General features: G+C 62.4%; 13 protein-coding genes. 10 read left to right on the top strand and 3 right to left on the bottom strand.

From position 1 onward, the window contains the following. The first annotated feature begins 11 nt into the window (after positions 1-11). The 3 genes from LJE98_RS09505 to LJE98_RS09495 are packed head-to-tail and all read left to right on the top strand — an operon-like array spanning position 12 to position 1875. Positions 12-869, top strand: coding sequence for a carbon-nitrogen hydrolase family protein (locus tag LJE98_RS09505; RefSeq protein ID WP_229574982.1), 858 nt, complete (start codon positions 12-14; stop codon positions 867-869). After that, entirely contained in the window at positions 866-1294 is a 429-nt protein-coding gene (locus tag LJE98_RS09500) for a DUF1178 family protein (RefSeq protein WP_229574981.1), read from the top strand. The genes LJE98_RS09505 and LJE98_RS09500 overlap by 4 nt, the downstream gene beginning before the upstream one ends. Continuing rightward, positions 1291-1875: a DUF3291 domain-containing protein gene (locus LJE98_RS09495; RefSeq protein WP_229574980.1), complete on the top strand. Its 585-nt coding sequence runs from the start codon at positions 1291-1293 to the stop codon at positions 1873-1875. Before LJE98_RS09500 ends, LJE98_RS09495 begins: the two co-directional genes overlap by 4 nt. A 6-nt stretch (positions 1876-1881) precedes the next feature. Here LJE98_RS09495 and LJE98_RS09490 read toward each other — a convergent pair whose 3' ends face one another. Both LJE98_RS09490 and ubiG read right to left on the bottom strand, forming a co-directional pair. Then, positions 1882-2433, bottom strand: a complete 552-nt coding sequence (locus tag LJE98_RS09490) for a DUF924 family protein (RefSeq protein ID WP_229574979.1) — start codon at positions 2431-2433, stop codon at positions 1882-1884. Next, positions 2430-3185, bottom strand: a complete 756-nt coding sequence (gene ubiG, locus LJE98_RS09485; RefSeq protein WP_229574978.1) for a bifunctional 2-polyprenyl-6-hydroxyphenol methylase/3-demethylubiquinol 3-O-methyltransferase UbiG — start codon at positions 3183-3185, stop codon at positions 2430-2432. The genes LJE98_RS09490 and ubiG overlap by 4 nt, the downstream gene beginning before the upstream one ends. 165 nt (positions 3186-3350) lie before the next feature. On the opposite strand from ubiG, the gene LJE98_RS09480 reads away from it, so the two are divergent. The 7 genes from LJE98_RS09480 to clpB all read left to right on the top strand — a co-directional run bounded on the left by LJE98_RS09480 (position 3351) and on the right by clpB (position 13714). Continuing rightward, positions 3351-3926, top strand: coding sequence for an SH3 domain-containing protein (locus tag LJE98_RS09480; RefSeq protein ID WP_229574977.1), 576 nt, complete (start codon positions 3351-3353; stop codon positions 3924-3926). 257 nt (positions 3927-4183) lie between these two features. Continuing rightward, complete coding sequence (locus tag LJE98_RS09475) at positions 4184-5458, top strand: aspartate kinase (protein WP_229574976.1); 1275 nt, start codon at positions 4184-4186, stop codon at positions 5456-5458. 87 nt (positions 5459-5545) lie between these two features. After that, positions 5546-7813, top strand: coding sequence for a phosphoenolpyruvate--protein phosphotransferase (ptsP, locus tag LJE98_RS09470; protein ID WP_229574975.1), 2268 nt, complete (start codon positions 5546-5548; stop codon positions 7811-7813). A gap of 26 nt (positions 7814-7839) precedes the next feature. Then, positions 7840-8919 carry a peptide chain release factor 1 gene (gene prfA, locus LJE98_RS09465; RefSeq protein WP_229574974.1) on the top strand — a complete coding sequence of 360 codons (1080 nt, stop codon included), beginning with the start codon at positions 7840-7842 and terminating at the stop codon, positions 8917-8919. Next, positions 8916-9791 (top strand): peptide chain release factor N(5)-glutamine methyltransferase, encoded by an 876-nt coding sequence (prmC, locus tag LJE98_RS09460; protein WP_229574973.1) that lies wholly within the window; start codon positions 8916-8918, stop codon positions 9789-9791. The genes prfA and prmC overlap by 4 nt, the downstream gene beginning before the upstream one ends. A gap of 331 nt (positions 9792-10122) precedes the next feature. Next, entirely contained in the window at positions 10123-10902 is a 780-nt protein-coding gene (locus LJE98_RS09455; RefSeq protein ID WP_229574972.1) for a DUF4167 domain-containing protein, read from the top strand. A gap of 208 nt (positions 10903-11110) precedes the next feature. After that, positions 11111-13714, top strand: coding sequence for an ATP-dependent chaperone ClpB (clpB, locus tag LJE98_RS09450; protein ID WP_229574971.1), 2604 nt, complete (start codon positions 11111-11113; stop codon positions 13712-13714). Between the two features lie 80 nt (positions 13715-13794). Here the strand turns inward: clpB and LJE98_RS09445 are convergent, their stop codons facing one another. Then, complete coding sequence (locus LJE98_RS09445; protein ID WP_229574970.1) at positions 13795-15738, bottom strand: M23 family metallopeptidase; 1944 nt, start codon at positions 15736-15738, stop codon at positions 13795-13797. Positions 15739-16249 lie beyond the last annotated feature (511 nt).

Raw genomic sequence — 16249 nt, 5'->3', positions numbered from 1 at the left:
ACTGATTGTTCATGGTGTTCAAGGCTGCCGCCGTCCAGATGTGCTCCGGGATCGATCCGGAGAAGAATGCCGAAAGCATGGCACGGCTCGTGCGCGAGGCCGCTCGTCGCGGGGCGATCTATGTTCAGACGCCTGAAATGACGGGCGCGGTGCAGAAGGATCGTGCCGGTCTTGCCGCCGTGCTGCGCGACGAGGAGACGGATCTCATCGTCCAAAAGGCTTCGGAGCTCGCCAAGGAGCGCGGCATCCATCTGCATGTCGGTTCGACCGCCATCAAGCTTGCCGATGGCAAGATCGCCAATCGGGCCTTCCTGTTCGGACCCGACGGAAAGAAGATCACATTCTACGACAAGATCCACATGTTCGACGTCGATCTCGACAATGGCGAGAGCTGGCGCGAAAGCTCTGTCTATCGTCCCGGCGAGCGGGCCGTTGTTGCGGACCTGCCCTTCGCCAAGCTCGGCTTCGGTGTCTGTTACGACGTGCGCTTCCCGCATCTGTTCCGGGCCGAAGCCATGGCCGGTGCCGAAATCCTGACCACGCCGGCGGCCTTCACCAAACAGACCGGCGAAGCGCATTGGGAGATCCTGCTTCGGGCGCGGGCGATCGAGAACGGCGCCTATGTCATCTCGGCCGCCCAGGCGGGCGTGCATGAAGACGGCCGCGAGACCTTCGGGCATTCGATGATCGTCGATCCCTGGGGCAAGGTGCTGGCGGCTGCCGGCGGTTCGGGCGAAGACGTGGTGGTGGCCGAGATCGATCTCGAGGCGGTCAAGACCTGCCGGGCGAAAATTCCGAACCTCAAGAACGGCCGCGACTTCCAGCTCGATATCGCGCCAGTCCTCGCCAAGGGAGGCGTCACGGTTTGATCCGCTATTCGCTCAGCTGCGAGAAGGCGCATGAATTCGAGGGCTGGTTTTCGGAAAGCGCCGATTTCGACCGGCAGAAGGCATCGGGTTACCTGACCTGTCCCGTCTGCGGATCCGCGGACGTGTCCAAGGTGCTGATGGCGCCTGCGGTTTCCACGGCGCGGCAGAAGGAAGACACCCAGGCGCTGGCGGTGTCGACAGCGCAGAAGCAGGCCTTGGTGAAGCTCAAGGACGCCATCCGCGAAATCCGCGCAAGCAGCGAGGATGTGGGCGAGAAGTTTCCCGAGGAGGCTCGCAAGATCCACTACGGGGAAACGGAAGCCCGGGGGATCATCGGCCAGGCCTCGCCAGTGGAGGTGAAGTCGCTGATCGAGGAAGGCATCGAGATCGCGCCGCTGCCGGTCTTGCCTGATGATGTGAATTGACGGCGGGCTCCCATCATCTGGCGGTCTACAATTTCGGCATTCATGTCGACAGTTCAGAGAGCGTTGCGGTGCGCGGCTTCGCTCTGCGAGAGCCCTTGAATTTTGCGGCAGCAGAGCGGGCACCCGGTTTTATCGCGCGGTCCGGATATCAGGGCGTTCCCGGGCCTCGTAGCTGGGGGCAGCTCGTCTTTCCGCGCTTCTTGTCCCAGCACAGCGGTGGTGCCGGCGTCTCGCAGCTCTCGCTCTGGCGGGATCTCGAGAGTTTGATGGCTTTCACATATACCGGCGTGCATGCGGACGCTCTCAAGCATGCAAGGCACTGGAACGTGGTGCAGGAATGGCCGCCGATGGTGCTCTTTTGGGTGCCTGCAGGCCAGCGACCGGAATGGAAGGACGGGGTCGAGCGGCTGGAGATGCTCGTTGACCACGGCAGCGGACCGCAGTGTTTCACCTTCAAGGAACCTTACGGTCCGCACCGTATGCCGACGGCAGTCGACCGTTCATTGGTCAAGCAGTTGGCAGCGGGGAATGTAGCGGCGCAAGGCGGGCTGCTTGATGCAGTCCTCAAGCTGCCCGTCTAAGACCGGTTAGCCCTGGAAGCCACCACCGTCCAGAAAGGCCTGCTCGTCCGGTGTCGTCGTCCGGCCAAGGGCGGCATTTCGGTGGGGGAAACGCCCGAACCGGGCGATGACGTCACGGTGCGTGACCGCATAATCGAGATAGTCTTCCGGCCCGCCCCTCTCCGCTAGCGCCTTGAACAGAACTACGCTCCGTTCCTGCTCTGCGAGATCTTCGGCATGCTCGAAAGGCAGATAGAAGAAGGCGGCAAGGTCCGGCTCTGTTGCCGCGTCATGGCCGAGTTCAATCGCTCGCCGGGCCAATGACAGAGCCAATGGATCGGTGGCGAAGGCATGCCCCGAGTTTCGGAACAGATTGCGTGGAAACTGATCAAGCAGGATTATGAGGGCCAGAGCGCCCTGCGGCGTGTTCATCCAGTCGGCGAGTTCGTTGCGGGCGGCGCGAAAATGCAGGCGCTCGAAGGCCTCGCGAATGCTCGTGTCGAACGCATCATCCTTGGAGAACCACTTCTGCCGGCCTGCCTGCTTCCAGAAGTCGACAACGGATTGCGGCGAACTCATGCTGCGTCCCCCGGACGGCTGGCGAGCATCATGTAGTTCACGTCGATATCGGCCGAGAGGTTCCACTGGTTCTGCAGCGGATTGAAGAAGACGCCCTTGCGCTCGATGATCTGCATGCCGCTTGCCGAGAGCGGACGCTCGATTTCCTCGGGTCGCACCAGCTTCTCGTACTGATGGGTGCCACGGGGCAGCCAGCGGAGCACATATTCGGCGCCGACGATGGCGAGGGCGGCTGCCTTCAGCGTGCGGTTGATTGTGGAGACCAGCATGAGGCCGCCGGGCCGGACCATGGAAGCGCAGGTCGAAAGGAAGAAATCCACATCCGCGACGTGTTCGACGACTTCCATATTCAGTACGATGTCAAAGGTCTCGCCCTGGGCTGCCAGTTCCTCTGCCGTCACGGCCCGATAGTCGACTTCCACGCCGCTCTGGGCGGAGTGGGTCATGGCGATCTTGATGTTCTTCTCCGAGGCATCGGCACCGAGCACGCTCGCGCCCATGCGGGCGACGGGCTCGGACAGAAGGCCGCCGCCGCAACCAATGTCCAGCACGCGCAATCCCTCAAGCGGACGGGCGCTTCGCAGGTCGCGGCCGTAATGCTCGACCACCTTGTCCCTGATATAGGCGAGGCGAACCGGATTGATCTTGTGCAGCGGCTTGAACTTGCCGGTCGGATCCCACCATTCCGCGGCCATGGCGGAAAAGCGGTCGACTTCGGCCTGATCGATGGTGGTGCGTGCCTCTGCACTCATGACGGAACCTCCTGCAACGATTGGCCATGAAGTCGTCCCGATGGCTTGCAAAGTCAAGGGCAGGGACGTCGCAGTGACAACTGCTCGAGGAACCTCCATCGAGGCCAAACGTTGAGGCGTGAATCGCAGCCCTGGCCGGCTGGCGGTGAAAGGAGATCGAAGATCATGAAAAGAATGTGGTTCATCGCAGCGTTTGCCGTCTCTGCGGGGGCGCTGCCGGCGGTGGCCGAAGCGGCCGTCGCCTTCTCGACAGCCAATGTCAACATGCGGTCAGGGCCGAGCACACGTTATCCTGCCGTCATTGTTGTGCCCGCAGGCAGTCGTGTCGACATCCGCGGCTGCATGTCCAGTGCCAACTGGTGCGATGTGGCGTTCGCCGGCTATCGTGGCTGGGTCTCGGGTTCCTATCTGCAGACCACCTATTCGCAGCGCCGCGTCAGCGTCGGGCCACAGTATTACCGGCCGCTCGGCATTCCGACCGTGACCTTCAGTATCGGCCGCTATTGGGATGACCATTATCGCGGGCGCCCTTTCTACCGCGATCGTGATCGCTGGCGGGATGGTGACGATCGCCGGGACGGGGATCGCGATCGTGACCGCCGTGCAGAAAGCGATCGGCGCGGACGCGAGGATGATCGCCGCGTCCGCCGAGACTTTGAGCCGCAGGACGATCGGGACCGGCATCCTGTCTTTCGCATGATGCGGGAGCGTTGCGAGCGGGATCCCAGCGCCTGCCGCTGACATCCTGACAGCCAGCTTGAACTTTCGAGGGGGCCCCATGGCCCCCTTTTCTTATGCCCGCGTCTCGAGCGGGCCGCCTTCACCATGCCGATCTGCAAGACAAAAATGCCGGCCACGCCGTACCGTTTGGGGGGCAAGTGGCCGTTGCGCCCCTCGGCCAGATAGACTAAAAGCCCGGCCAGCTTGCGGCTTTGTGCCCAGGCGATCGTTTTCGTGCCGGAGTTCCGGCGTCTTTCAAGGGCATATGGTTCAAGTCTATGGCTCGCATCGTCATGAAGTTCGGCGGGACATCCGTCGCCAATCTGGATCGCATCTATAACGTCGCGCGTCATGTGAAACGCGAAGTGGATGCGGGTCACGAAGTGGCCGTGGTCGTCTCGGCGATGTCGGGCAAGACCAATGAGCTGGTCGACTGGGTTCAGACCATGCCGAAGGTGGCCGGTGCCGACTCGCCGTTCTACGATGCGCGCGAATATGATGCCATCGTCGCATCGGGCGAACAGGTGACATCCGGGTTGCTCGCCATTGCACTCCAGTCGATGGGCGTCAATGCCCGGTCCTGGCAAGGCTGGCAGATCCCGATCAAGACCGACAACGCTCATGGCGCGGCCCGCATCCAGGAGATCGACGGCGCCGACATCATCCGCCGCATGGGCGAGGGCCAGGTCGCCGTCGTTGCAGGTTTCCAGGGCATCGGTCCTGACAATCGCATCGCGACGCTCGGTCGCGGTGGCTCGGATACCTCGGCCGTCGCGATTGCCGCCGGTGTGAAGGCCGATCGCTGCGACATCTATACCGACGTCGACGGCGTCTACACGACCGATCCGCGCATCGAGCCGAAGGCGCGGCGCCTGAAGAAGATCGCTTTCGAGGAAATGCTCGAAATGGCCTCGCTCGGCGCCAAAGTTCTTCAGGTCCGTTCCGTCGAGCTCGCCATGGTGCACAAGGTTCGCACCTTCGTGCGCTCCAGCTTTGAAGATCCCGATGCACCGGGCATGGGCGATCTGTTGAACCCGCCCGGTACGCTGATTTGTGATGAGGAAGAGATCGTGGAACAGGAAGTCGTCACCGGTATTGCCTATGCCAAGGATGAAGCCCAGATTTCGCTGCGCCGACTGGCCGACCGGCCGGGTGTGTCGGCCGCGATCTTCGGACCGCTCGCCGAATCCCACATCAATGTCGACATGATCGTCCAGAACATCTCGGAAGACGGTTCCAAGACCGACATGACCTTCACGGTTCCCTCCGGTGACGTGGACAAGGCGCTCGCCGTTCTCGGCTCCAACAAGGAGAAGATCGGTTTCGACGTCGTCCAGAGCGAGAAGGGTCTCGTCAAGGTTTCCGTCATCGGCATCGGCATGCGCAGCCATGCAGGCGTCGCGGCAACCGCATTCAGGGCGCTGGCGGACAAGGGCATCAACATCAAGGCGATCACGACCTCGGAGATCAAGATCTCCATCCTGATCGATGGCCCCTATGCCGAGCTCGCTGTTCGGACTTTGCATTCCTGCTACGGTCTGGATAAGAATTGATTCCTGAGAGCGGACACGCGTGACCCGACCCCCTGAAAAGGCAAGGGTAACAATCCGCTGACCAATGGGAAGTGGAGCAAAAACGCGATGAGAGACCTTTCTGCGGGTCCCCGCGTCCTGCTCAAGCGGCTGCGCGAACTGATGGCGGAGCCGCTCGAGCCGCAGGAGCGACTGGACCGGATCGTTCGCCAGATCGCGAACAACATGGTCGCAGAGGTGTGCTCCGCCTATGTTCTCCGCTCGGACGGCGTCCTCGAACTTTATGCGACCGAAGGTCTGAACAAGGATGCGGTGCACCTTGCCCAGCTGAAGATGGGCCAGGGTCTGGTCGGCACGATCGCGGCTTCGGCCCAGTCGCTCAATCTTTCGGATGCCCAGGCGCATCCGGCCTTCCGCTACCTGCCGGAAACCGGCGAAGAGATCTACCATTCCTTCCTCGGCGTGCCGATCCTGCGGGCCGGGCGAAGCCTTGGCGTCCTTGTCGTGCAGAACAAGGCGCAACGCAATTATCGCGAGGACGAGCTCGAAGCGCTGGAAACGACAGCGATGGTGCTCGCCGAGATGATCGCCACCGGCGAATTGAAGAAGATCACCCGGCCGGGGCTGGAGCTCGACCTGACCCGGCCCGTCTCGATCGAGGGTGACAGCTATTCCGAAGGCATCGGCCTCGGTTACGTGGTGCTGCACGAGCCTCGCATCGTCGTCACCAATCTCCTCAACGAAGACAGTGAGAAGGAAATCCGCAGGCTGGCCGATGCGCTGGGCTCGCTCAGGATCTCGATCGACGACATGCTGTCGCGGCGCGAAATCTCCATGGAGGGCGAGCACCGCGACGTCCTGGAGACCTACCGCATGTTTGCCCATGACCAGGGTTGGGTGCGGCGCATGGAAGAGGCTATCCACAATGGCCTGACGGCGGAGGCGGCTGTCGAGAAGGTGCAGAGCGACACCAAGGCGCGCATGATGCGCCTGACGGATCCTTACCTGCGCGAGCGCATGCATGATTTCGACGATCTTGCGAACCGGTTGCTGCGCCAGTTGACCGGGTTTTCGCCGCACAGCGCGGCTGAAGGTTTCCCGAACGACGCCATCGTCTTTGCCCGTGCGATGGGTGCGGCGGAACTTCTGGATTATCCGCGCGCCAACCTGCGCGGCCTCGTGCTCGAGGAGGGCGCTGTCACAAGCCATGTCGTCATCGTTGCGCGGGCCATGGGCATTGCGGTCGTCGGTCAGGCGGCGGGGGCGGTGGCGCTGGCTGAAAATGGCGATCCTGCCATCATCGACGGTGACGACGGCAAGGTGCATGTCCGTCCCGTGGCGGACCTGCAGCGGGCCTATGAGGAAAAGGTCAAGCTCCGGGCCAAGCGGCAGGAACAGTTCCGGGCGCTGCGCGACGTCGAACCGCTGACGAAGGACGGACATCGGATCAAACTGCAGATGAATGCCGGCCTTCTGGTCGATCTGCCACAGCTTGCAGATTCCGGTGCCGACGGGATCGGGCTCTTCCGAACCGAACTGCAGTTCATGATCTCTTCGACCATGCCGAAGGGCGAGGAACAGGAGAGCTTCTATCGCAATGTCTTGAAGCAGGCCGCCGGCCGTCCGGTGACATTCCGCACGCTCGATATCGGCGGTGACAAGGTCGTCCCCTATTTCCGGTCCCAGGAAGAAGAGAACCCGGCGCTTGGCTGGCGGGCGATCCGCCTGTCGCTCGATCGTCCGGGGCTGTTGCGGACACAGCTGCGCGCACTGCTCAAGGCGGCCTCCGGCGTCGAGCTTAAGATGATGCTGCCGATGGTGACCGAAGTTTCGGAGATCCGGCAGGTGCGCGAGCTGATGCAGAAGGAGATCCAGCACATCTCGAAGTTCGGTCATCAGCTGCCCAAGAAGCTGCAGTTCGGGGCCATGCTGGAAGTGCCGGCGCTCCTCTGGCAGCTCGACGAGCTGATGGACGAGGTCGATTTCGTGTCTGTCGGTTCGAACGACCTGTTCCAGTTCGCCATGGCGGTCGACCGGGGCAATGCGCGGGTATCCGATCGTTTCGATGTGCTCGGGCGGCCTTTCCTTCGCATTCTACGCGACATCGTTCGTGCCGGCGAGCGGAACAAGACGCCCGTGACGCTGTGCGGCGAGATGGCCTCGAAGCCTCTTTCGGCCATGGCACTGCTCGGAATCGGCTTCCGCTCGATCTCGATGTCACCGACGGCGATCGGTCCGGTCAAGGCAATGTTGCTCGGCCTCGACGTCGGCCAGCTGACGGAGGTCCTGACGGCTGCGCTTGACGACGACACCCCGGGCGTGTCAGTGCGCGACCTGCTTGTCCGCCATGCGGAAGTGAACAAGATCCCCGTCTGAGACCGACGACTGACCTGGAGTAAAGGGTGGCGAAGCTTCCTGTCGAAAAAATGCGCGAGCTCGAACGCCGGTTCGGCGAGATCGAGGCGCGAATGTCGGCGGGTCCGGCGGCCGACGTCTATGTGAAGCTCGCATCGGAATATTCCGAACTCGAGCCCGTGGTGAAAAAGATCCGCGAATACCAGTCCGCGATGGACGAGGCGGGGGATCTGCGCGCCATGCTGGCCGACAGGACGACCGATCGCGAGATGCGCGATCTGGCCGAAATGGAGCTGCCGGAGCTGGAGACGCGGATCGAGGCGCTCGAAAACGAGATGCAGATTTTGCTTCTGCCGAAGGACGCTGCCGACGAAAAGAGCGCAATCCTCGAAATCCGCGCGGGCACGGGCGGATCAGAAGCGGCGCTCTTTGCCGGCGATCTCTTCCGCATGTATGAGCGTTTCGCCTCGACCAAGGGCTGGAAGGTGGACGTGCTCTCCGCGAGCGAGGGCGAAGCCGGCGGCTACAAGGAAATCATTGCGACGATCAGCGGGCGGGGCGTGTTCTCCAAGCTGAAGTTCGAATCCGGTGTGCACCGCGTGCAGCGCGTGCCGGAGACGGAAGCGAGCGGGCGTATTCACACGTCGGCCGCCACCGTCGCGGTTCTGCCGGAAGCCGAAGATATCGACATCGAGATCAAGCCCGAGGATATCCGCATCGATACGATGCGTGCATCTGGCGCGGGTGGACAGCACGTCAACACGACGGACTCGGCCGTGCGCATCACGCACCTGCCGACGGGGCTGATCGTGACGTCCTCGGAAAAATCGCAGCACCAGAACCGCGCCAAGGCGATGCAGGTGCTGCGCTCCCGGCTCTACGACATCGAGCGGCAAAAGGTGGACAGCGAGCGGTCTGCGAACCGCAAGAGCCAGGTCGGCTCGGGGGACCGTTCGGAGCGAATTCGCACCTATAACTTCCCGCAGGGGCGAGTGACGGACCATCGGATCAACCTGACGCTCTACAAGCTCGACCGGATGATCGAAGGCGATCTTGATGAAATGCTCGATGCGCTGATTTCCGACTATCAGGCCGGCCAGCTTGCGCAGCTGGGTGAGGCCCAGTGAGCGGGGCTGTGCCTTCCGCCCGATCCCTGATTGCTGATGCGCGCCGGCGTTTCGAGGCGGCCGGACTTGGCGATCCAGCAACAGATGCCAGGGTGCTGGTCTGTGGCCTTCTCGACATTCGTCCGACCGCGCTGCTTCTCGAAGGCGACAGACCGGTAGCGCCCGACACAGTGGCACAGGTGGAAGACGCCATCACGCGCCGGATCCGGCATGAACCAGTGCACCGAATTCTCGGCCGGCGCGAATTCTACGGTCTCGATCTGGCACTTTCCGCCGGGACCCTGGAGCCACGTCCGGATACGGAGATCCTGGTTGACGTGATCTTGCCACAACTTCTCGATATGGTGACCAAAGGTTTGAAGCCGCATATCGTGGATCTCGGCACGGGAACCGGAGCAATCGCCCTGGCATTGCTGCATGAATGTCCGCAAGCCGATGCTCTTGGCATCGATATTTCCCAGGATGCGCTGAGGACGGCGACCGGAAATGCCGAGCGCAACGGGCTCGGATCGCGTTTCGCCACGCGGCTCGGCCCCTGGTTCGACCAAACACCGGAGCGTTTCGACATCATCGTCTCCAACCCGCCCTACATCCGGAGTGATGTGGTGACGGGTCTGGAGCCGGAAGTCGCAAATTTCGATCCGATGGCCGCGCTGGACGGGGGACCGGACGGCCTGGAGGCCTATCGTTGCATAGCGGCAGAGGCGCGAGACCATCTCGAGGATCATGGGCTGGTCGGTCTGGAAATCGGTTTCGACCAGCGGGACGACGTCGTGCAAATCTTTGAAGGGGCTGGGTTTTCTCTTCTCGAGGAGCGTCGGGACTATGGTGGCAATGACCGCGTCCTGGTGTTTGCGCCAAGGCTTGATTAGCCGGTTTGCTGCGGTTGCTAAGGATAATTGCCGGAAAGCCAGAAAAAGGCTTGGATTTCCGGATGAAGCGTAATAGTTTGCGGGCACGCAACGGGCGGCGGGGAAAGAACGAAGATTCGTTCACGACTGGGCCGGCTTCGAAAAAGGTTCGCTTTCGAACTCCGCGAAGCACGACAGGACCGATGCGTAGCTCAGTAAACTCGACTTTCACCAGCGGCGAGCAAGGCGAGAGCGCGGTCTGTCGGCGGCGCGCATAGACTTGGTCCGGTTCAACCAGAGCCAATGACGTTGCCCTTTATCAGCACAACAAAGACATTCAGGTGAAGCATCTATGAGGCCAGGACAGCAGAACAAGCGTGGTCGGGGGCGTAACAACAATAGCGGCGGTGGCGGCGGCGGTGGAAACAACAATTTCAACCGCAAAGGCCAGAACCCGCTTACCCGGACCTATGACAGCTCCGGCCCCGATGTGAAAATCCGCGGTACCGCTCAGCACGTTGCCGAGAAGTATTCGACTTTGGCACGCGACGCGCAAAGCGCAGGTGATCGCGTCATGGCGGAAAACTACCTGCAGCATGCCGAGCACTACAACCGCATCATCGCGGCTGCCCAGGCGCAGATGCAGGAGCGTTTCCAGCGCGACGACCGCGATGGCGGCGAGGACCGTGACGACCGCCAGGACTATAACGAGCGCGACGGCGAGGATTTCGACGGCTCGGACGAAAACACCGGTCAGAATGGTGATCGTGGTGGTGATCGCGGGAACCAGCAGGCGCCGCAGCAGCAGCCCCGCCCGCAACAGCAGAACCGTCCGCAGCAGCAGAACCGGCCGCAACGTCAGCCAGAGCCGCAGCCGCAGCCGGAAATCGCCGGCTCGGGCCCGCAGCCCGTCATCGAGGACATGCCGGTGGAAGCTGCAGCCGCCGCTGCCGAAAGCGCAGCAGACGCCGGTGGCGAACGCCAGCCGCGACGCCGCACCGCTGGCAACCGTCCGCGCCGTCAACCGCGCCGCGCCGCGGGTAGCGACGAAGGTGGTGACGCTGGCGGAGAGACTGGTGGAAACGGCGAAGGTGGCGAAGCCCCCGTTCTCGCCGAGGTTGATACCGAATGAGCTTTTCCGGCTCGATTTGACGATTGCAAAACTCCGGGCTCTGGCCCGGAGTTTTTCGTTTAACTGCCTCTTTAAAGGGCAAAATCGCGCTCCCATATCTCGTTTGAGGGAGCGGTAAGCGCTCCGGGGTCCGCCGCCAGCGGGGGCCTCATCCACACCATCCGACCTGTGCCGAATGCGGGCAGGGCGGAGACAAGGGAGAGTGACGATGAATATCGAGAAATATTCCGAACGCGTGCGCGGTTTTCTGCAATCCGCGCAGACCCATGCCCTGTCGGAAGGGCACCAGCAATTCACGCCGGAACATGTGCTGAAGGTTCTGCTCGATGACGAACAGGGCATGGCGTCTTCGCTGATCAGCCGTGCCGGTGGCGATGCCAAGGCCGTGCGGATCGCCAATGATACGGCTCTTGCCAAGCTTCCCAAGGTGTCTGGCGGCAATGGACAGGTCTATCTGGCCCAGCCACTCGCCAAGGTGTTTTCGACGGCAGAAGACGCTGCAAAGAAGGCCGGTGACAGCTTCGTCACGGTCGAGCGCCTGCTGCTCGCGCTTGCGATCGAATCCTCCGCCTCGACATCGGCCTCCTTGAAGAAGGGGGGCGTGACGGCGAATGCGCTGAACCAGGTGATCAACGAGATCCGCAAGGGCCGAACCGCCGATGGTGCCAATGCCGAGGCCGGTTTCGACGCGCTGAAGAAATATGCGCGCGACCTGACCGAGGAGGCACGCGAAGGTCGCCTCGATCCTGTGATCGGCCGAGACGACGAGATCCGTCGCACGATCCAGGTCCTGTCGCGCCGGACCAAGAACAACCCTGTCCTGATCGGTGAACCCGGCGTCGGCAAGACGGCGATTGCCGAGGGCCTTGCCTTGCGCATCGTCAACGGCGACGTGCCGGAAAGCCTGAAAGACAAGAAGCTGATGGCGCTCGATATGGGCGCGCTTATCGCTGGTGCAAAGTATCGCGGCGAGTTCGAGGAACGTCTGAAGGCCGTGCTGAACGAGGTCCAGTCCGAAAACGGCGAGATCATCCTGTTCATCGACGAGATGCACACGCTGGTCGGTGCCGGCAAGGCCGATGGCGCGATGGATGCCTCCAACCTGCTGAAGCCGGCGCTTGCGCGCGGCGAGCTGCATTGCGTCGGGGCGACCACGCTCGACGAATACCGCAAGCATGTCGAGAAAGATGCGGCGCTCGCCCGGCGCTTCCAGCCGGTCATGGTCAACGAGCCCAATGTCGAGGATACGATCTCGATCCTGCGCGGCCTGAAGGAGAAATACGAGCAGCATCACAAGGTGCGGATCTCGGATTCGGCCCTTGTCGCGGCAGCCACATTGTCGAACCGCTACATCACCGACCGGTTTTTGCCCGACAAGGCCATCGATCTGATGGACGAGGCGGCATCGCGGCTGCGCATGCAGGTGGACAGCAAGCCGGAGGAACTCGACGAACTCGACCGTCGCATCATGCAGCTGAAGATCGAGCGCGAGGCGCTGAAGAAGGAGACAGATGCAGCGTCTGCCGACCGGCTGACCCGGCTCGACACCGAACTGACCTCGCTTGAGGAAGAAGCCGACGCCCTGACGGCCCGCTGGCAGGCGGAAAAGCAGAAGCTGGGCCTTGCCGCAGACCTCAAGCGCCAGCTGGACGAAGCCCGGAACGAACTTGCGATCGCGCAGCGTCAGGGCGAATTCCAGCGGGCCGGTGAACTCGCCTATGGCATGATCCCGAAGCTCGAGAAGGAACTGGTGGAGGCGGAAGCGCAGGACGGGTCCGGCCCCGGCAACATGGTCCAGGAAGTCGTCACCCCCGACGGCATCGCCCATGTCGTATCCCGCTGGACCGGCATTCCGGTCGACAAGATGCTGGAAGGCGAGCGTGAGAAGCTGCTCAGGATGGAAGACGATCTGGCCAAGTCCGTTGTCGGCCAGGGGGATGCCGTGCAGGCGGTTTCGCGTGCGGTCCGCCGCGCCCGCGCCGGCCTGCAGGATCCGAACCGGCCGATCGGCTCGTTCATCTTCCTCGGTCCAACCGGCGTCGGCAAGACCGAGCTCACGAAGTCGCTGGCGCGGTTCCTGTTCGATGACGAGTCGGCCATGGTTCGCCTCGACATGTCCGAATACATGGAGAAGCACTCGGTCGCCCGGCTGATCGGAGCGCCTCCGGGTTATGTCGGTTACGAGGAAGGCGGGGCGCTGACCGAAGCGGTGCGGCGCAAGCCCTACCAGGTCGTGCTGTTCGACGAGATCGAGAAGGCGCATCCCGACGTTTTCAACGTTCTCCTGCAGGTGCTCGACGACGGGCGCCTCACCGACGGACAGGGCCGCACCATCGACTTCAAGAACACGATCATCATCATGACCTCCAATCTCGGGGCCGATTATCTGACCGGTCTCGGCGAGGATCAGGATGTCGATCAGGTGCGCGATCAGGTCATGGACGTGGTCAAGGCCTCGTTCCGGCCGGAATTCCTCAATCGTGTCGACGAGATCATCCTCTTCCATCGTCTGCGCAGGACGGAAATGGGGGCGATTGTGGATATCCAGATGAAGCGGCTCTTGTCCCTGCTTTCGGAGCGCAAGATCCGCATCGATCTCACGCCGGATGCGCGTGCCTGGCTCGCCGACAAGGGTTATGACCCGGTCTACGGGGCACGACCCTTGAAGCGGGTGATCCAGAAATATCTCCAGGATCCGCTTGCCGAACAGATCCTCTCGGGTCAGGTGCTGGACGGATGCGAGGTTACGATCGAAGCGGGCAGCGACCGGCTGCTGATCACGCCCAAGGCTCCGGTGAGTGCCGCAGCCTAACGGAGCTTCCGGGCAGAATGAAAAAACGGCGGTCCTTGGGGCCGCCGTTTTGCGTTGGCTTGATGGGGCTGTCTTTTGCCTCAGCGGCTCGCAACCTGGGCGGGGCGACCGCCCGACTGCAGCATCGTGTCGATGCGCTGCCTCTCCTGCTGGAAGGCGGCGAGCACCGGCCCATCCAGGGCCTTGCCGCCCGGCAGACGGACCTTCATCGCATCCACCTTGGTGCCATTGACGATCAGCTCGTAATGCAGGTGTGAACCGGTCGAGGAGCCGGTCGAGCCGACATAGCCGATGACCTGGCCCTGCTTCACCTTGGCGCCGGGCGTGATGCCCTTGGCGATGCCGCTCTGGTGGTTGTAGGAGGTGACGTACCCATTGGCATGGCGGATCATGGTCTGGTTGCCATAGCCGGAGGCCCAGCCGGCCTTTTCAACGGTGCCGTTGCCCGAGGCAATGATCGGCGTGCCACGGGGGGCCGCCCAGTCGACGCCGGTATGCATGCGCGAATAACCGAGGATCGGGTGACGGCGCATGCCGAAGCCCGAGGTGAAGCGGCCGTTCGGAACGGGATTGCGCAAAAGGAACTGGCGGATCGACTTGCCGTTTTCGTCGAAGAAATCGATCGAACCGTCCTGCGGGTCCTGGAAGCGATAGAACTGGGTGATCGTGTCGCCGAACCGTGCCCGCACATAGAGGAGTTCGCTATCGTCGGTCGCCCGGCCCTCGTCGTCCGTGACCGAAAACACGGCTTCGAGCATGTCGGACGGCTTGAGCTGCGCCTGGAAGTCGACATTGGCTGCGAGCAGGCGGACGACCTGGGCGGTGAGATCCTGGTTCATTCCATAGGAAAGCGCCGCACGGTAGATCCCGTCATAAACACGCGGCAGGTCGCGGCCCGACATCATGGCCGGCTGCGAGCTGTCGAAAGCACCCGAGATCGCGTCGAGTTGCGGCGGCTCCGCGCCCTCGACCAGCCGGCCGACATCGTTCACGGCGAGTGTCGCGATATGATCCGTGCGGTGGTAGAGCGAGAAGCGAACCAGCCGGACCTCCTCGCCGCGCTGGAGGAGCCCGACCCGGATGATGTCGCCTTCGGTGAGCTCCTCCTCCTTCATGAAGGGCGCCAGAGCTTCGGCGACATCCTCGGCCTTGGATTCCGGATAGCCGGCTGCCGTCATCAGGCTCACCACCGACTGGGGGCGGCGCGCCGGCAGAATGTCGTCGGCATATTCCGGGGTCATCGGCGTGATGATTTCCGCTTCGGCCACACTCATGTTTTCTTCGAGGATACGGGCAGAGAGGCCGACGGCGAGATCGAGGCCGGTGTCTTCGGTGTCGAAGCGGCGGGGGTCGATGTAGTAGAGCGCGGCGACCTGGATGTCGCCATCGGTGAGGACCGAGCCGTTCGAACGCACGTTTTCCTCGACCTCGTCAAAGGTCATCTCGCCGACGAGCGGCTTGTCCGGAACGGTGGGGAAGGGGCTCGACTTGAGGATGACTTCGGATTCGACGTCGGAGCCGTAAAGCGAACCGGTGCGATTGGCGACGGACGGCGTGGCCTCGTCCGTGGCAAAGATCGCAAGAGGATCGAACTTCGGATAGCGCTCCTGATTGGCGTAGTCGGCGGCAAGCACCATCTTCACATGGGCAAAGGGCAATTTGCGAACCACCTCGCGCTCGCCATCCTTGAAGACGGTGGGAACGTCGAGGATCGCCTTGTCGACGGGTCGGGCCGCAATTTTCGGTGCGAAGATGCGCGCCCCGCGAACCGTGTCGTCTGCCGGGGTGGTCGCATCATCCGGCGGGGTGAGGGCAAAGGCTTCCGCGGGGATGGCGAGCTGCTGGCGCCCGTCGAGCGCGGCAAACAGGGCCACACCCATCAGGATGCAGGAGGTGATGCCCGTCAGGAAGGTGCCCGAGAGCCAGCGCAACGAGATTTCACGGCGATCGGGCGCCCGAAGTCCATCCGCCAGGATCGGAGGCTCGCCACCGAGCGAACGCATCAGGTCACGGTCTGTCGTCATTCCGATTTGCTGCCCGTCTTGCTGTCCATATTGCTTGATGCGGCGTCGGGGCTGGGCCCCGGCCTGTCGATGAACTGGATCACGCTGCTCATGTCTCATGTTTTGGACCAACCCGTCAAATCGGCGGGGAGGAGAGCCCCTTCAGATCAGCCAAATAAGGAATTAGCGCGGCACGCGCGCCCGCACGCATGTAAGGGATGCCGCAAGGCCTCTCCCGCAAGGGGCAAGAGGGCCGGTTGGTGCGTGAGCAAAGCGCTGTTTGGCAGCCGAATTCTGAACGCAAAACAGGGGCGAATAGAAAAACTACATTTTTTCAATGCCTTGTCGCTTTTCTGAAATTTTATCGGAGAAGCCTGTTGACTGGTTGGAGAAGCGAATCTATACATCCGCTCACTGACGAGGGCGGCGGCGCTGCTAGCGACGAAGTCCTTCGTTCTTGAAAATCTCTGAAAATTGGCTGAGACGCTGGTTTTTTTGCCCGACTTGGGTTGGGCGGGATTGGATTATTGAC

Source organism: Rhizobium sp. 'Codium 1' (assembly GCF_020889605.1).
Classification (GTDB): domain Bacteria; phylum Pseudomonadota; class Alphaproteobacteria; order Rhizobiales; family Rhizobiaceae; genus Allorhizobium; species Allorhizobium algae.
The sequence above is the reverse complement of the archived record's forward strand: the minus strand, read 5'-3'. Positions and strand labels throughout refer to the sequence as shown.

Excerpts from the sequence above, each read along its gene's own strand:
- LJE98_RS09475 (WP_229574976.1), top strand. The coding sequence starts at position 4,184 with ATGGCTCGCATCGTCATGAAGTTCGGCGGGACATCCGTCGCCAATCTG.
- ptsP (WP_229574975.1), top strand. The coding sequence starts at position 5,546 with ATGAGAGACCTTTCTGCGGGTCCCCGCGTCCTGCTCAAGCGGCTGCGC.
- LJE98_RS09480 (WP_229574977.1), top strand. The coding sequence starts at position 3,351 with ATGAAAAGAATGTGGTTCATCGCAGCGTTTGCCGTCTCTGCGGGGGCG.
- LJE98_RS09445 (WP_229574970.1), bottom strand. The coding sequence starts at position 15,738 with ATGACGACAGACCGTGACCTGATGCGTTCGCTCGGTGGCGAGCCTCCG.
- LJE98_RS09455 (WP_229574972.1), top strand. The coding sequence starts at position 10,123 with ATGAGGCCAGGACAGCAGAACAAGCGTGGTCGGGGGCGTAACAACAAT.
- ubiG (WP_229574978.1), bottom strand. The coding sequence starts at position 3,185 with ATGAGTGCAGAGGCACGCACCACCATCGATCAGGCCGAAGTCGACCGC.
- clpB (WP_229574971.1), top strand. The coding sequence starts at position 11,111 with ATGAATATCGAGAAATATTCCGAACGCGTGCGCGGTTTTCTGCAATCC.
- LJE98_RS09490 (WP_229574979.1), bottom strand. The coding sequence starts at position 2,433 with ATGAGTTCGCCGCAATCCGTTGTCGACTTCTGGAAGCAGGCAGGCCGG.
- LJE98_RS09505 (WP_229574982.1), top strand. The coding sequence starts at position 12 with ATGGTGTTCAAGGCTGCCGCCGTCCAGATGTGCTCCGGGATCGATCCG.